The sequence below is a fragment of the Haloarcula sp. H-GB5 genome (assembly GCF_054850705.1).
Window position 1 is genome coordinate 90,401 of the sequence record NZ_JBTWBG010000005.1, and the last position, 13,995, is coordinate 104,395.

At 58.1% G+C, this 13,995-nt stretch carries 13 protein-coding genes; 1 reads left to right on the top strand and 12 read right to left on the bottom strand.

The window, feature by feature from the left end; genetic code table 11:
* The 10 genes from ACYJ11_RS18645 to ACYJ11_RS18690 form a co-directional block, all read right to left on the bottom strand.
* The gene (locus ACYJ11_RS18645; RefSeq protein WP_461648950.1) at positions 1 to 327 is read right to left on the bottom strand and encodes a hypothetical protein; all 327 of its coding nucleotides are present in this window, start codon (positions 325 to 327) and stop codon (positions 1 to 3) included.
* A 63-nt stretch (positions 328 to 390) separates the two neighbouring features.
* Positions 391 to 714: a hypothetical protein gene (locus ACYJ11_RS18650; protein ID WP_461648951.1), complete on the bottom strand. Its 324-nt coding sequence runs from the start codon at positions 712 to 714 to the stop codon at positions 391 to 393.
* A 51-nt stretch (positions 715 to 765) separates the two neighbouring features.
* Positions 766 to 1,473 carry a hypothetical protein gene (locus ACYJ11_RS18655; RefSeq protein ID WP_461648952.1) on the bottom strand — a complete coding sequence of 236 codons (708 nt, stop codon included), beginning with the start codon at positions 1,471 to 1,473 and terminating at the stop codon, positions 766 to 768.
* Positions 1,474 to 1,967: 494 nt separating this feature from the next.
* On the bottom strand, positions 1,968 to 2,978 hold the full coding sequence (locus ACYJ11_RS18660) for a hypothetical protein (RefSeq protein ID WP_461648953.1): 1,011 nt from the start codon (positions 2,976 to 2,978) through the stop codon (positions 1,968 to 1,970).
* Positions 2,979 to 3,004: 26 nt separating this feature from the next.
* Positions 3,005 to 3,307: a hypothetical protein gene (locus ACYJ11_RS18665; RefSeq protein ID WP_461648954.1), complete on the bottom strand. Its 303-nt coding sequence runs from the start codon at positions 3,305 to 3,307 to the stop codon at positions 3,005 to 3,007.
* A complete protein-coding gene (locus ACYJ11_RS18670; RefSeq protein ID WP_461648955.1) occupies positions 3,300 to 3,515 on the bottom strand; it encodes a hypothetical protein in 216 nt (71 codons plus the stop codon). The genes ACYJ11_RS18665 and ACYJ11_RS18670 overlap by 8 nt, the downstream gene beginning before the upstream one ends.
* Before the next feature lie 205 nt (positions 3,516 to 3,720).
* Positions 3,721 to 4,536 (bottom strand): lysostaphin resistance A-like protein, encoded by an 816-nt coding sequence (locus tag ACYJ11_RS18675; RefSeq protein ID WP_461648956.1) that lies wholly within the window; start codon positions 4,534 to 4,536, stop codon positions 3,721 to 3,723.
* Between the two features lie 55 nt (positions 4,537 to 4,591).
* On the bottom strand, positions 4,592 to 6,400 hold the full coding sequence (locus tag ACYJ11_RS18680) for a hypothetical protein (protein ID WP_461648957.1): 1,809 nt from the start codon (positions 6,398 to 6,400) through the stop codon (positions 4,592 to 4,594).
* Between the two features lie 8 nt (positions 6,401 to 6,408).
* Positions 6,409 to 6,765 carry a hypothetical protein gene (locus tag ACYJ11_RS18685; RefSeq protein WP_461648958.1) on the bottom strand — a complete coding sequence of 119 codons (357 nt, stop codon included), beginning with the start codon at positions 6,763 to 6,765 and terminating at the stop codon, positions 6,409 to 6,411.
* Positions 6,766 to 6,835: 70 nt separating this feature from the next.
* Entirely contained in the window at positions 6,836 to 9,928 is a 3,093-nt protein-coding gene (locus ACYJ11_RS18690) for a VWA domain-containing protein (protein WP_461648959.1), read from the bottom strand.
* 140 nt (positions 9,929 to 10,068) lie between these two features.
* On the opposite strand from ACYJ11_RS18690, the gene ACYJ11_RS18695 reads away from it, so the two are divergent.
* Positions 10,069 to 10,377, top strand: coding sequence for an FUN14 domain-containing protein (locus ACYJ11_RS18695; protein ID WP_461648960.1), 309 nt, complete (start codon positions 10,069 to 10,071; stop codon positions 10,375 to 10,377).
* Between the two features lie 246 nt (positions 10,378 to 10,623).
* Here the strand turns inward: ACYJ11_RS18695 and ACYJ11_RS18700 are convergent, their stop codons facing one another.
* Positions 10,624 to 12,432: an AAA family ATPase gene (locus tag ACYJ11_RS18700; protein ID WP_461648961.1), complete on the bottom strand. Its 1,809-nt coding sequence runs from the start codon at positions 12,430 to 12,432 to the stop codon at positions 10,624 to 10,626.
* Positions 12,433 to 12,463: 31 nt separating this feature from the next.
* Positions 12,464 to 13,942 (bottom strand): hypothetical protein, encoded by a 1,479-nt coding sequence (locus ACYJ11_RS18705; RefSeq protein ID WP_461648962.1) that lies wholly within the window; start codon positions 13,940 to 13,942, stop codon positions 12,464 to 12,466.
* Positions 13,943 to 13,995 lie beyond the last annotated feature (53 nt).

Sequence of the window (13,995 nt, forward strand, 5' to 3'; positions counted from 1 at the left end):
CTACTGGTAGCGGTTCATCATCTCCCATAAGATATCCGGCGGGTCGTTATCGTCAGGAGCTTGGAGGCCTACGGCGTGCCCGATTCGCGTTCCCATTTGGAACGTCCCGAGGTAGTAGACGAACAGGAGTATCGGGGTGAAGTAGATGACGCCGAAATCGATGACGAGAGCGATGATGACGAATAGGTTGAAGAATCCGCCGATGAACGCACGCGGGATCGGGCCGAGTTCGAACTGGCTGGCAGCGAGCTGTACGCCGAACCCGACCATTATTGCGAGGATGAAACTGACGAGCACCAGTGCGACTAGAAAGCTGACGGTGGCCATTTCTTACCCGGATTGTTATCGGCGGTAAATATAATCTCTTGGGCTTCTGCGCTCCGGCATCCGTTATCGGAACAGTGCCACGATATCGGGTGCTTGGCTGATATCGACCGCTGTAAGGGCGAACACCGATGATGACAAGAACAGAAGCCCGAACACGCCGAGAGCGACCAACGGTGTGATGTCAACCCCGAGTCGGGTTTCGAGAGATGAACGCACCGCAGGGAAGAGGAACAGGCCTGCTGCGATCATCAAGACACCGCCCGCGTACGTGTAGACCGCGAAGTACCCCAGCCCGTTCATCACGAATAGGAGGCCAATCACGTAGAGAGCGTACCGTTTGACGGGTGCGAGACGGCGCTGCTGTTGTTCAGATAGTTCGGGGAGCATTGGTCTGGTACTGCTTTTTCGGTTCTATACCATCAAAAATGAGGGGGATGCTCAATCGGTGTCGGCGTACCCCACGGGGTCGGTACTCTCAATGAAGGGGTCAAGCTCGGTCATAATACTCCCTGTGTAGAAGGCGTTTACGTGGTCAATGTTCCAGAGTCCCGTTTTCGCCACTTCCGCGTGTGGCGAACAATGACCGACCCAGCCGTCTTTCTTGAGGGCTGGTGTGGTTCTTCGTGCGTGTGCAACGAGAGCGATGAGGTTCTTCTCGAACCGGGCGCGGTCACAGTCAGGGCCAGGGTCACCGGGGATATCGATGACTAAGAACGGGAGGTCGCGAATATACTCCGACACCCGAAGTTCAAGCGAGTGTTCCTGAGCTCGGAGTTCAGGTGTGCTCAGTTCATCAGGGAGATTCCGGTGGGGTGTCCCCCAATTAGGGTACTTCTCTTCCAGCCCTTCATCTTCGATGATCGCCCGCCCGACGTGCTTACGGAAAATCGACCCACGCGCGTTCCCTCCATCAGCGTACTCGCCTTGTTTCGTTCCCCGGTGCGCTCGGAGTCGTTCCCAGAGGGTGCTTTTTGACCCGGCACAGTCACCGATGGTGCCAATCCGAGTGATGTGCCACTCCTCAACGGGATCTAACTCGAGGTCGGTGTCCGTGCTGAAGAAGATGTAGATTCCACGGTCTGGCCAATCAAGACTACCGTCGGCATCGGACAGGTAGTAGGGGCCGTCAGTCCTCTCGTGGAGCACACCGAGTTTCCGATAAAACTCTTGGAGTTTCGCAGGCCTGTCTGGACCGGAGACCGCAGAAAGAAACACTACCATTCTGATGAATCCTTATTAGTCAGCGTCTGTTTGCTCGTCCAGCATCTGGACAGCTGCTGAATGCTTCTCGCACAGAGTTGCCCACCGTCGGTAGTGAGACTCGAGATGCGATTGCGCTGTCTTCGCCCGCTTCGACGCAGGGTACTTCGCAGGATTCAGCACCATCTCACGTTGTGGATTGATGGTCGCGTCACGAAGGTCATCGGACGTAGCCACACCCGCTTTTGAGAGATTGGACTTCAGTTGCGCCTCTGTTGTCCGAATCTTCTTCGCGATCATCAACAACGGACGCTTGAACTCAGTCTCTGGCTCCGTGTCTAACTCTCTCGGACTGTAAGGGTCGAGCGGGGTATCGTCGGGGTGAGGAGTTCGTCCACGGGGCTTCCAGTACATCTCGCTGTCGCGTGGAGCATCTCGGGTCACTGTTCTGGGGAGTGGTTGACGGCTACCTGTGGGTCGATGAACCGACGGGCGCGCGCTGGGACGCTGATGCCTTCGTCGACGGGCAGAAAGACACTCCCCTCCTCACGGAGGACGAAGGACGCGAAGACTTCGTGCTTACAGGTCACTCGATAAGCGTGCTCCTGCTTGAACGGCCCCTGACAGACTAACCCAGACGACCACGGAATGAAGAGGTACTCGCTCTGACCGGGATAATCCCCCAACAGGAGGGGTGCGGGAAGCTCGATCCCGTAGTCAGATGGGACAGGCATCTCGGCACTGCTGGAATGGTGTGTCTCGAATTCCGATTCGCGGCGAACGTATGTCGGATTGACACCGTATTCATCCGCCACGGTGTCGACATTGGCGTCACTGGGGATGACGAGCACGCCGACATACCGGGTTTCGGACGAGTTTGACCCACCGTAGCCAGCACCAGGAGTTGGGTTCTGAATTAGGGGCCGCGAGAGATCACCGAGTGTACTGCGCTTGAAGACGGCGTACAGGTTCTTCCAGGGCATCAGCCGATACCACTTGGCTCGGTTCTCCCGCTCCTGTTGAACAGCTTGCTCTGGGTTCGACTTGCTCCGACACTCACGTAGGGCGTTCGCGAGATATGCAGGCGCATCCGCGAGGACGTCGTCTGACTCGAAGTTCTCGAAGAAACGCTGCTCAGACTCCCACTGCTTCTCGATGGTCGTTTCAGCGTACTGTAGCGCGAGCGGCTTCTCTCCTACACCGGCTTCGCTCCACGGGTCTTCATCTCCTGGCCCGGACTGGTAGTGGACGTAGGAGTCCAACAGTTGTTTCAGGTTGTCCGGCGGACCTGCCTGCATAAAGTCGACCCGGAGCTTGTGCTCGATAGGCTCGATCGCGGGCTGGTCTTGGACCGGGTCGATACTGTGCTCTCTATCCTGTGACGATAGCGCACCAGCAGGGAGCCGCAGCGGGGGGAGTCCCTGACTGGTGGGAATTTCTCTGATGGTCATAGTTGAAACGAGAAGTCGGCGGCTGGTTACGCGGTGTGAGTCACGTCGATGTTTTCGATGGAGAAGTGCCCGCTGTACCCACCGACGCACGCCTTCGCCTCGATGAGCTTCGCGATCCGATGGTACGCTTCGTTCTCGCCGGGTGCGACGGCAGTGTACGTCAGGTAGAAGACAGTCTCCGGGTTCTCGTCGTCCCGCTCTGCGTCTTGGGCGTCCATGAACTCGGCGAGGAACCCGCCTCGACGCCGAGCGATTTCATCGATCTCGACCTCTGCGTCTCCCCTGTAGATACCGCGCTCCTGGCCGTAGTGCTGTTTCGACTCACTCATCGTCGACCTCCACGATCTCGTCGAACTCGATGAGGACTGCGGACGGGTCGATGCCGAGTGCTTCGAGCTGTTCTTCGGCCTGCTGCTGGGCTTCCTGTTCAGCCTGCTTGTAGTCACCGGCTTCTGCGGAAACCTCGATGTTGAGGTTGCGTTCTGCGAATCCGTTACATGTGAACGTTGCGGAGTCAGCGTTAGTTGCGTCTGTCATAGGTGGCTTTGAGAGGGTTTACAGGGAGTGTTTTCCACTTCCTGACTCACTACCCTCTTTCACCTGTGTGGGGAGATACAAACAGGACATCACGGAAGGAGAGAGAAATCTTGGTCGTGTCTTACCAAACACATCCACGGGATCTCTTCCAAATGTTAGGTAAGAGCCGAATGATCTCCACTCGAACGCCGCTCCCCCTGCGGATTCACATTAGGTTAGTGAGATCCGCGTAGAGGGCGAAGAACAGGATGGCGTTGTAGACGCCGTGAGCAATCGCAGGAACGGCTAACTTCTCCGTAGAGGCGTACACTCCACCCAGCACAAGCGAAAGCGCGAGCACAGACAGGAGCGTGATGACTGCTTCTCCCGGCGTTCCCGTGAGATAAGCGGGGAAATGGATTGCAGCGAAGATGATGCTTGTAGAGAGGATGGCGTACGTCTTCCCAAATGTCGGATAGAGGGACTTCTGGACGATGTTCCGGTAAATGAATTCCTCACACGGCCCAATGAGGAAGATCGAGACGGGAATGAGCAGAAGGAAGAACTCTGGTGAGACCGCGTTTTCGCCGGTCGCCATTTGAGTGATCGCGTGCTGCGACCCGGATACGCCGAATTGCTGGAAGATGAAGGCAATCCCGTTAGAGGCGATGAGAAGTACGACTGCACCACCAAGACCGATTAGCGTTTGCTTCACCGATGGGAGTTCGAAGTCGTAGAAGTTGGTGCTGTGGTCGGAGAATTGGAGAAAGAGCAGGCCGAGAGTGATTGCACTGAGGAGCAATCCCAGATTCTCGAAGAGGAGGCTTGTTGGCCTATCGATACCGCCAGTAAGCGCGTAATAGCACGCACCCAGGAACGCCGTCCACAATCCGAGGAGGAGCATCGACACGACGCTGATGCCGATTGCGGAAAGGAACGCTCGGAACTGCGATGGTGCGGCCTCGTTCTCTGGGCCGGCGTCATTCGGTGGTTCGGTTCCACTGGCCGTGCTGGAGATGCTTTCAGTATCTTCAGTCGCCATTAGTTGTCGTGTTTGTTTGTGGTCGCGTGTGTTGGTTCCTTCGGTGCCCCTACAATCAGAGGTAGTCGCTTAGAGACGTCTCCGTTGTACTGGACGGAGTTTTCCCGTTGTGAGGAGTTGCACCTAGCGTAGGTGTCTGGAGTTCAGATAGGGCACGTTCGACAATATCGGTCGACCGTGGTGTCTCTGCAACCTCGGTTTCGAGGCGTCTCCGGAGGGTGTCTTCGGTGAACCCTTCGTCCAGATCTTCTGGGTTGACGTGTTCTTCCAGAGCGCCTACAATGGCCTCGACGCGGTCTTCACTGGCAGAGAGGTAGGATGGCATCTTGTGGTTGCACGACCCGCTGTGGCGGTTTGCCGCGTCAGAAATGCGACTGTCGTGGATGGTGTCGTAGAGCACGTCTCTATCGCTATCGATACAGTAGTTCCCCGGCTGCGCTCCGCATTCAACGCACGAGAGATACATCGCCGGATGGTAGTAGAAATGGTTACCGCAGTGAACGCAGAAATGCGCTGAATCGCTTGGTGGCAGGTCGGTTCGACTGTGCTTGCTGGCCGCTCCAGTCGCGTTCTCTCGGCCTGTAATGATGTGGTGGGTTTCGTACCGGTCTACTTCACCGTCCGGCAGCCCCACCGTCTCTAAGTTCTCGTGGGGCTTCTCGTCGACGACGACGATCCGGTCGGTATCCTTTGACGGGTGCTGGATGATGCTGACGCCAGTTCTCCGGTAGTCGTAATCTAGGCCGCTCATCAACGTCGCTGTTCGACCGATCTGTATCACGCGCCCGCCGTCGCCACACACGAGGTCCGTGATGCTTCGTTTGAGTGCCGTCGCGACGTGCGTTTTGTCCCCACCGCTCGCTGCTTCCTTCCACGGCGTCCGAATGTTCTGCTGGAACGCCGAGTAGGGCAGGTCCAGTATAACCGTATCAAAGACGCCGGTCGCGAACGTCGAAGCGATATTCCACGGCGTCTCGACGACGTCGGCAGCAACCTCTTCGTTCGGTGCCTGTAGGTCGACGCATTGATATGCACACCGCGTCACTTCGGCACTTGCGGGTTGTACGGTTGGGTTCGACTCGTAGATGTGGAGCACATGGTCGGTGTTGTTGACCCACTGGTTGACTGCATCCGAGACGGCGGCTTCGTACTTGGTGTTGCGCCCACTACGCTGGTAGCGCATCTCGATAGGGTCGCCACCGTTCCCCCCAGTGGATACGTTGTTGTTGGAGATCTGGTTAGCATCGACGTTCGGAAGGACAGCGTCCTCGACGGTGAGTGGGAGCGTTTCCGAGGACTTGACTTCGGGTTTTTCGAGGGCGATTCCGAGGTAGTCGTTCTGAGACCCGAGCTTGTTGAACAGGCCGACGCCGGCCACGCTGTACCCAAGTTCCGGTGCCATCGCTGCTGTTGTGTACCCGAACTGGATGAACACACCACCGGGCGCAAGCAGCGTGTCGAACAGCTCCATCACTTCGTCGTCGAAGAAGTAGAAGCCGTCCCGGTCGATATCGAGACCGTATTTCGAGACTGCTTGGTTGTAGGAGTACGGAGGGTCGTAGACGATCGCGTCGAAGGATTCAGGATCGGCGTGCTTGAGGAGGTTCCGGAAGTCGATGTGGAGGTCCGCATCGGCGTCTTCATTCACGTCAACTCGGAGGACCTCGCCATCGACACCTAACCGGGCGTTCCCGGCACACGGGTTCAGGATGCGGTCCGCCCCTTCAAGGTACGACTCTGTCCACTGACGGAGCTTCGGTGACTCAAACGTTGACCCCTCGGTTGTGTCTGAGTAATATCTGAGTGAGGGCGGAGAGCCTCCACTCCCGGTGGCGTTCGCCGAGAGGATTGTTTTGGTAGCCATAAGACTGGTCACTCTAGCACTTCGCTGAACGCTTCACGGAGTTCTTCCCACACCTCGGAATCATTAGCCGTGTAGTTTTCGAACAGTTCGCTGGCCTCGGTCTGGGAAATCCACTTCGAAAGAAGGTAGCTACCACGATGGAATGTGAAGCTGTCTATAATCGACTCGTAGAAGAACGCAACGGACTCCTGCTTGTCGGCGTTGTGTGGGTCGATCTGGTCGAGATAGTCGTTGAGGGCGAGACACAGTTCCCGCGTGGCAGGATCACTTAGGAGGATAGCAGAGCCCTCTTCATCGATTGCTTCGATGACCTTCACGTCTGCTTCCATCTCCTCCAACTTCCGGATGTACTCTAACTTGGACATATTCCAATCCCTCTACCCCGCGTAGGGGGACAAAAACCTTCTACTGCGACTCCCACCCAACAGTTAGCGCTTAGTACATCCCGAGGAGTGCTGCGAACTGGTCTAGGCGGTCGTCTAGCTTCTCCGGGTCGAACACGGTTGTTGTCTGGTCGAAGTGCGGCTCCAACTCTGCTGCCCGTTCGGGCGGATTCCCCGGTTCACAGTCCGTGGCGACAGTCAGCGAACAGACCGGAGCGTACGATTGCTTGATGACCTCAGCGGTTGCGTCTACGTCTCGCGGCTTACCGTCGGTCATTGTGATGATGATGGATTCCTTGGAGTCCATCTCTGATAGCGATGTGGCGAGCGTGAGCGCGTCCGAGAGTGGTGTTCCACCACCCGCGTCCGTGTTCAGGAGCGCCTCCTGTGCGAACTCAGCGTCGACGGAGGCAGGCTTGGCGAGCCGAGCAGTATCGTCGTAGAAGTCGACGACAGCCACGTTAATGCCGAGGTCTTCACAGGCGACCGCGAACCGGGCGACAGCGCTCGTCGCGACTTGGATCTTCGTCGGTCCGTTTGACCCGTTGCTGTTGTACCGAGCCGGGTCCATCGACCCCGAGCGGTCAAGCACGATTACGATGAAGTACTCCTTCTCATCGCCAGGGATCTGCGTATCGAATACACGCGGGTCTCCGTACCCGAGTCGATAGGCAGCCTTCCGGTTGACGGTTGTCCCAGAGGTCAACCCCGACCGAACGCCTGTTTGCTGATCGAGTTGGAGCTGCTTCGCGAGGGTATCCGCGACGGTCCCGGCGGCTTTTTCGACCGTCCCCCAGTCCATTTCGGACGCGCTCTCATCTTGTGGGTCTGGGAGCACCGAAAGTTCGTTGATAGAGCCGGCTCCTGCACCAGAACCGCCGGCTTCGCTGTCGGGGTCTGCTTCGGCTTCTTCACCGAGCATCTGGTCGAGCGCCTCAAGCTCCCGTTGGAGTGCATCACCGTCGCTGGAGATTTCGTCTGCGGTCTGTTGGGCGCGTTTGCGGTCGCTCTCGAAGTCCTCGGAGGATAGTTCATCTTCGGTTTGCTCAGGTCCCGACACTCCACTGGTCGATGCTGATGACGTGGACTGCTCGCCACCGGCAGATGAGCTTCCTCCCGACTGCTGGCTTGCATCAGGCTGTCCACTCTCCGAATCCTGCGATTGACCCTCACCCGAAACTGTAGGAGCGCCGTCTTCGGCTGGCTGGACATCCTCTCCGCTTTCGCTGGACTGGGGTGAGGAAGAACCCTCCCCGAGCGAAGTGTCGTTCTTCTCGGCGCTCTCAGCGTTCTCAGACGGCGGAGATTCTCCGAGGCCGTTCCCATTCTGACCGGATTCCGATTCTTGTTCGCTAGATACATCCCCGCCTTCGCTGACTTCATCCACCTGCTCTTCTCTAGTCCCTGATCTGCCTCCGGTCTCACTTCCATCATCGCCCCCGTTCGCGCTTTCTGATTCAGACTCGTCCTGGGCGAAATCCCCGAACGTAGACTGAGTAGATGCTCCCGAAGATGACTGCGTACTCGATGCAAGGTCAGAGCTGTCGGATTCGGATTCGACCTCCACTTCGCCTCCCGAATGAGACTCACTCTCACCTGCGTCGTCTTCAGGAGTAGCATCAGTGGCAGAGTCCTGATCGCCAGTACTGGACTCACCCCCTTCGGAGTCGTCTCCCCCATCGGAATCAGGCTGACCGGGAGCGTCCGGCATTTCACCGGGCGTGGAGTCAGAATCGGTGTCTGTCGAAGGGCCGGAATCGCTCTCTTCCTGGGATGGCTCGTCCCCGTTCTCACGAACAGAGGACGAGTTGGTGCTGTCGTCCGAACCGGATTCATCCTTTGCGCCGTCTGGGTTGAGGTCGACGTTGTCGGGGTTGGGTTCGTCGGTGATCGACGGGTGGTCGGCAACACCTTGGAGAGAGTCGCTGACCGCGTTCCGTTCTAAGGAGAGGTCTTCGGGACTGATGCCGTCACTCGGCGCTGCCTCATCGCTACTGTCCTGGGGAGAATCCGGGCTCTGGCTCCCCGTCTGCGTAGCATCCTGCTGAGAGTCACCATCACTGCCAGCTGATGAACTCTGGGTACTGGAAGGCGATTCACCCGCCTGCCCCTGTTGCTGTTGCTGGTCCTGCCCCTGTTCCTGTTCATCGGACTGATTGGGCTGTCCATCACCACTTGACTGCTGCTGTTGCTGGTCTTGCTTCTGTTCACTCGCGTCGGTATCGACGAGCGGTTTCACGACCTCGTGCCAGAACTTGATCGTCCGTTTCGCTCGCCGGATAGATGCCTCAGCGTTGTTCCGGTGGAGTTCTGTTCCAACGTCCCCACGGATGCTGTGGATGTCGTCTGCCAGCCGCTCGATCTCGGGGTATATCTGTAAGAAGACGGTGCGCTCTTCGTCTGAGGCGAACGTTACCCGGTCGTCGTCTTCGTCGAGGAGAGCGCTCGTCGTTCCTGATGGGGGCAGGATGACGTTATCGTGGAGCGCTTTCTGGAGTGCGTCCCTGAATGTGAACTCCGACCGGTCGTCAGGGAGCGCCTCATAGTCTTCTGGCTTGCGCTTGTGAATCTCGCGAACGAGCCGGAGGCGGTTCCCAGCCCGCGTTGAGAAGTCCTCCCCGACGTAGACTTCGTGTTCGATAGCCCCGTCTTCGGTGGCGTTGATGAGGTCGTGGACGAAATCACGGTACTGGTCTTCGACATCGTCCGCAAGGAGCGTCTGGATGCCTTTGAATGCCGTTTTCAGGATGTGGAGGGTCTCGTGGAAGGCAAGCCCGAACTGGTGTGCCCGATCAGCTGATTGTTCGTCGTTGAGTGGGCCAGCGTCCGGCGTCTCGCGTGCCGTGATGAGAACGAGATAGTCGCCGTCGACTGACTCGATAAGCCGGCGGGCCTGCTGTCGGTCAAACTCCGCCTGTCCGTCTGTGAGCAAGGCATCTTCTGTCGCCGGGAGAACTGCTGCTGTCGGGACTTGCTCGGTGATGACGACGTCGACGGACTTGCTGATGTGAGCGGGGAGTAAACCAAGGATGTACTGCTTGATTTCTTCAGCCCGCTGTTTCGAGGTCCGCACCTCGGCTGGGCTCGGGGTTGCTATCTCAGCCGCGCGGGAGTGCGATGTAGGGGTGTCTGCTGATTGGCTCATAGTTCAATCTGGGTTCCCAGCTTCATCTGGGACAGAACTCCTTCTACCTTTTCTGGAGGAGTAAAAACTTCACCGCGTCCCTCTAAGGGAATGTCTAGCCTGACCGGAATGTATTAGGAGGCTTCCTATCAAGCGAGCGTATGGAGTTCGACCCGGCGCTAGGCGTACAGGCAGGTGGCGGTGCCGTTGTCGGGGGCGTAATCGGTTTTGCGGCGAAGAAGATCGTGAAACTGGTTGCTGTCCTGGTCGGCGTGCAACTCGGGGTCCTCGCGTATCTGGAGAATCAGGGCATCGTGTCCGTCAACTGGAGTCTCCTCGAGAACGCAGCCGCGTTCAGCACTACGGCGGGTGAGTCTGGGATACCACCGTTCGTCGCGGATATCCTTTCGGCAGCACCCCTGAGTGGCGGGTTCGCCGCAGGCGCTCTCATTGGTTTTAAGAAGGGATAGCCCAGAATAGAACTCATGGCAAAAGTATGTGAAAGTTGTGGGACAGAAGCGGGTACATTGGATTCAGGCGGTCGCGTTGTCGTCCAAGAGTTCAGGCGTGGCGAATACGAAAACAGCTCCCAAGATTTCCCCCCGTTCGCGTCGGGTGACTGGGTGGCGCTATGCGTCACAAATGATGAGTCTTCTGGAACAACCTGCGAGAAGCGCTACGGCCCGAAGTAGACAGACCAACTCGGTTGTTGGTCTCTAGAAGAGGTCTCCGATCGCGTCGAACGCATCCTCGGGATTCTGATTCGGCTCAGCGACGTTCCGGAACACGTTCTTCACAGCAGCGGCGGGAGAGGCACCGTCACCGATGTGCTCGCAGACGATAGTCAGGTTCCGCGTGGAGAGCGTTGGCCATGTGCTCATATTGTCTCGCCGCGTCCGGTGCGCGAACTCGACGATTTTCTTGAGCGTCCCCTGCTGTACGACCGTCTCAGTCGTGTTGATTTGCTGGTCCAGCGTCCGAACCTCGTCCTTGACGGTGTCCGGATAGCCCTGCCAGAACGTCCGGAACCGACCACGAGTAGCTGAGTTCATTGGCTCGCTGTCGCGGTACTCACGCGTCGGCGGGTTCATCGTGATTATGATCCGCGCCTGCGGATGAGGCTCGATTTCCTCGCCGTGTTCCTTGATGACGATCTTGTTCTCATTCAGGAGCTGGTGCATCGACATAGCAGCCCCGGCGGTCATCACAGGGAACTCATTGATCACAATCAAGTCGCCGTTGATGAGTCCCTGCTTCACGTCCGCGTTCTTCGGCTCGAGAACGCCGTCCTTGTTGGGGGAGATGTGTCCGAAGAGGTCCTGGGGCATCGTCGCCTTGTCGACGTCCAGACTCCGGTAGCCGCGATTCGTCTTGTAGGCGAGATACTTCATCAAATAGTTCTTCCCCGACCCACGCGGCCCGACGATTCGAACCGGGACGTTCCGGGCGAGCTTCTTCGCGACCAGTTCATCGATGGGCATCTTCAGGTCACGTTCCAGCGGGATGGTGGGTGGAACCACGTTCCCGTCTTCGTCGGCAGGGAGCGCCGAGTGGCCGGCGTCTGCTTCTGTCGCCAGCTTCGGGACTTTGTCGTACCCGACATCCTCGAGCACCGGCAGGCCGGTGTTGACCGGGTTGCCTTCGTTGTGCCCGGTATCGCTCACGTAGTTCGCCTCCTCATCGCTCGCATCGAGGTCGCCGCGAACAACCGCTAACGGTTCTCCGACCCGCCCGGTTTCGTCTTCGACCTTCGACACCTTCGCCTTCGCAGCGCCGAGGACGGCTTTCCGCTCTTCGTGTTTCGAGACCGCGTACTCAGCGAGACTCCCACCGACAGGGATGTGCTGACGAGCGCTCGCGATGATTGTACTCGCGTCCGCCGAAGTGAGAACGTTGACGTCGTCCTCGACTTGCTGTTGGGCTCGCGTGACCTTCGCCTCCGTGAGCGTCGTCCCCTTGATGGACGCAAGCTGCTCAGGGTCGGCTTGCACGAGATCGCGTTTGGTCGTAATCCCGTTGTCTTGGAGGGCCGCCACTTCGCTTCCTGTGAGGCGAGTGAGTTCGTTGAATTCGCTCGGTTCTGCGCGAGCGTCCAACCCCGTGTTCACGTAGTTCGCAACGGTGGCGGGGTCGGCGTCTGCGAGCTCCTCGAAGGAGTCGTAGTGGTTCCCGAGGATGGTTTCAGTCTCTGAGTCGACGCCATCGAGGACGATGAAGTCCGCCCCTTGGTGGACTCGCTTACCGAAGCGCTGGGAGATGACTGCGGGCTCTTGGCCGATGGGGGACGCACTCGTGATGAGGATGCTCCCACTGGGGTCACGCTTGGTCTCGTAGACCCCGGACTGCTCCCCGGATTCGATGAGGTCTTTCGCTTGCTGGCTGGTCAGATTCGCTACGTCGCTCACAGAGAGGACGGTTTCTTCGTACCCGACCGGGCCACCGTTCTCGCGGATTCGCCGGTAGACGAAGTGGCTGAGAATCTGTTCGTCGGTTGCGCTGTCAGTTGGGGTGGCTGAGCTCGACATTTTGTATCACTAAGACGTGTTCGCGAGCGATTCAGTCGCCGCTGGTCGGGAGCCGTTGCTGGATACGGCTCTCGATTTTCTGCGCGTCGGTTGCGTTCAGGCGGTTCTCCGTGACGCCCTTCAGGTCGATGACGTCCTCGAGAGATTCCACGAGGGTCTGCTGCTCGTCGTCGATGAGCGGCTCGTCATCGTCGACGGTGTCCTTTTCGTACTCGTACTGCTCCATCGCGAGCTGGATTTGCGTCGACGGGTAGCGAAGAATCTGGCCGGCGATCTCCTGATACTCCTGGTAGGTCTTCCCCGCCTTCGACCCTTCGTAGTTGTCCAGAATCGCGAGCTTGAGGGAGAGTTGAAGGTTCCACAGACTCGGTTGCGTCTCGGGCGAGGCGAGTGTCCGCGCGCGCTCTGCGGCCTTCTCGCAGTACGTGTCGTTCTTGATGCCGACGTACCGATAGAAGTCCTCGATTGCGAACGGCAGTTCCTCGAAGTCCAGCGCCGCGATTCGTGCCCGGACGATGGTCTGGTTGACGGACTCGGTGAGGTCGTCGATCTTAGAGAGGATCTTCCCGTGCCACTTGATCGCGTCCTCCATCAGGTTGCCCGTGTGCTTCCGGCTGAAATCCGTCCCGTCGTAGGGGATCGGAATCATCGCGCCCACGGATGGCACGAAGATGACTGGCTTTGCCCAGAGCTTCTGTGTCCCCCGGAAGTCGTACCCCATCCGGTCCCCGTAGTAGATGGTGATGCTTTCACCGTCACCGTCCTCTCGCTCGTTGAAGCTCTGCCCCACGGGGTTGTCCGCGATGGTGAGCTGGTCCTGCTGGATGTCGATGTCCGTATCGTCCGGCATCCCGACCTCGTACGCCTTGCTCGGATAGATGGTCGTGATGGTGACTGACCCACCCCAGTCGTGATGTCGAATCCACCCGAACGCATCATCGGCGTTGTGCTGCTGGCAGGCCGCGATCTTCCGCTTGAAGAATTCCCGCATATTCCCAGTGTCGTATCGACTGGATGCGATCTGCCATCGGAACTTACAGTCGAACCCTAGCGTGTTGAGCGCGAGCCGGCGGTGGTCAATGATGTCCTTGTTCGAGTTGACTGGAATAAGTGGATCTGGATCCGCCGCGTTCACCATCTCTCGAAGCGTCATCCCCGTACGCTGTTCAAGGTCGCTGATGTTGAGACCATGGACGTCACGGATCGCTTCTAGATCAACATTAACGCTGTTGCTGCTGTCGCCGGGAGTAACGAACTCATTGTCCGCCCACAAATCCCCCTCTGCGGGATGGGGGAGAACATCGAGCGCTTCTTTGAACGAGCGTGGGTTGTCTCCGACGTACCGGGAACCGATTGTAGCCGTTCCCTCGGGGTACTCGGCGTCAGCTGCTCCGTTTACTCCAAGGAACGGGACGGTTCCTTCCTGCTCGACGAGATCGGTTATTGGGACGATGCTTGCAGCCGTCTGGAATTGCTGGGTTCCTCCTGACGGAGACTCTGATTGGGACATTGTATTCACTCTCCTGTGTGAGATATGAGACGATTTGATTGGACTGAATCCAC

Bases quoted from the DNA above. Each gene is read 5' to 3' on its own strand.
- ACYJ11_RS18705 (WP_461648962.1), bottom strand. From the start codon at position 13,942: ATGTCCCAATCAGAGTCTCCGTCAGGAGGAACCCAGCAATTCCAGACG.
- ACYJ11_RS18680 (WP_461648957.1), bottom strand. From the start codon at position 6,400: ATGGCTACCAAAACAATCCTCTCGGCGAACGCCACCGGGAGTGGAGGC.
- ACYJ11_RS18690 (WP_461648959.1), bottom strand. From the start codon at position 9,928: ATGAGCCAATCAGCAGACACCCCTACATCGCACTCCCGCGCGGCTGAG.
- ACYJ11_RS18685 (WP_461648958.1), bottom strand. From the start codon at position 6,765: ATGTCCAAGTTAGAGTACATCCGGAAGTTGGAGGAGATGGAAGCAGAC.
- ACYJ11_RS18675 (WP_461648956.1), bottom strand. From the start codon at position 4,536: ATGGCGACTGAAGATACTGAAAGCATCTCCAGCACGGCCAGTGGAACC.
- ACYJ11_RS18670 (WP_461648955.1), bottom strand. From the start codon at position 3,515: ATGACAGACGCAACTAACGCTGACTCCGCAACGTTCACATGTAACGGA.
- ACYJ11_RS18645 (WP_461648950.1), bottom strand. From the start codon at position 327: ATGGCCACCGTCAGCTTTCTAGTCGCACTGGTGCTCGTCAGTTTCATC.
- ACYJ11_RS18700 (WP_461648961.1), bottom strand. From the start codon at position 12,432: ATGTCGAGCTCAGCCACCCCAACTGACAGCGCAACCGACGAACAGATT.
- ACYJ11_RS18650 (WP_461648951.1), bottom strand. From the start codon at position 714: ATGCTCCCCGAACTATCTGAACAACAGCAGCGCCGTCTCGCACCCGTC.
- ACYJ11_RS18695 (WP_461648960.1), top strand. From the start codon at position 10,069: ATGGAGTTCGACCCGGCGCTAGGCGTACAGGCAGGTGGCGGTGCCGTT.
- ACYJ11_RS18660 (WP_461648953.1), bottom strand. From the start codon at position 2,978: ATGACCATCAGAGAAATTCCCACCAGTCAGGGACTCCCCCCGCTGCGG.
- ACYJ11_RS18665 (WP_461648954.1), bottom strand. From the start codon at position 3,307: ATGAGTGAGTCGAAACAGCACTACGGCCAGGAGCGCGGTATCTACAGG.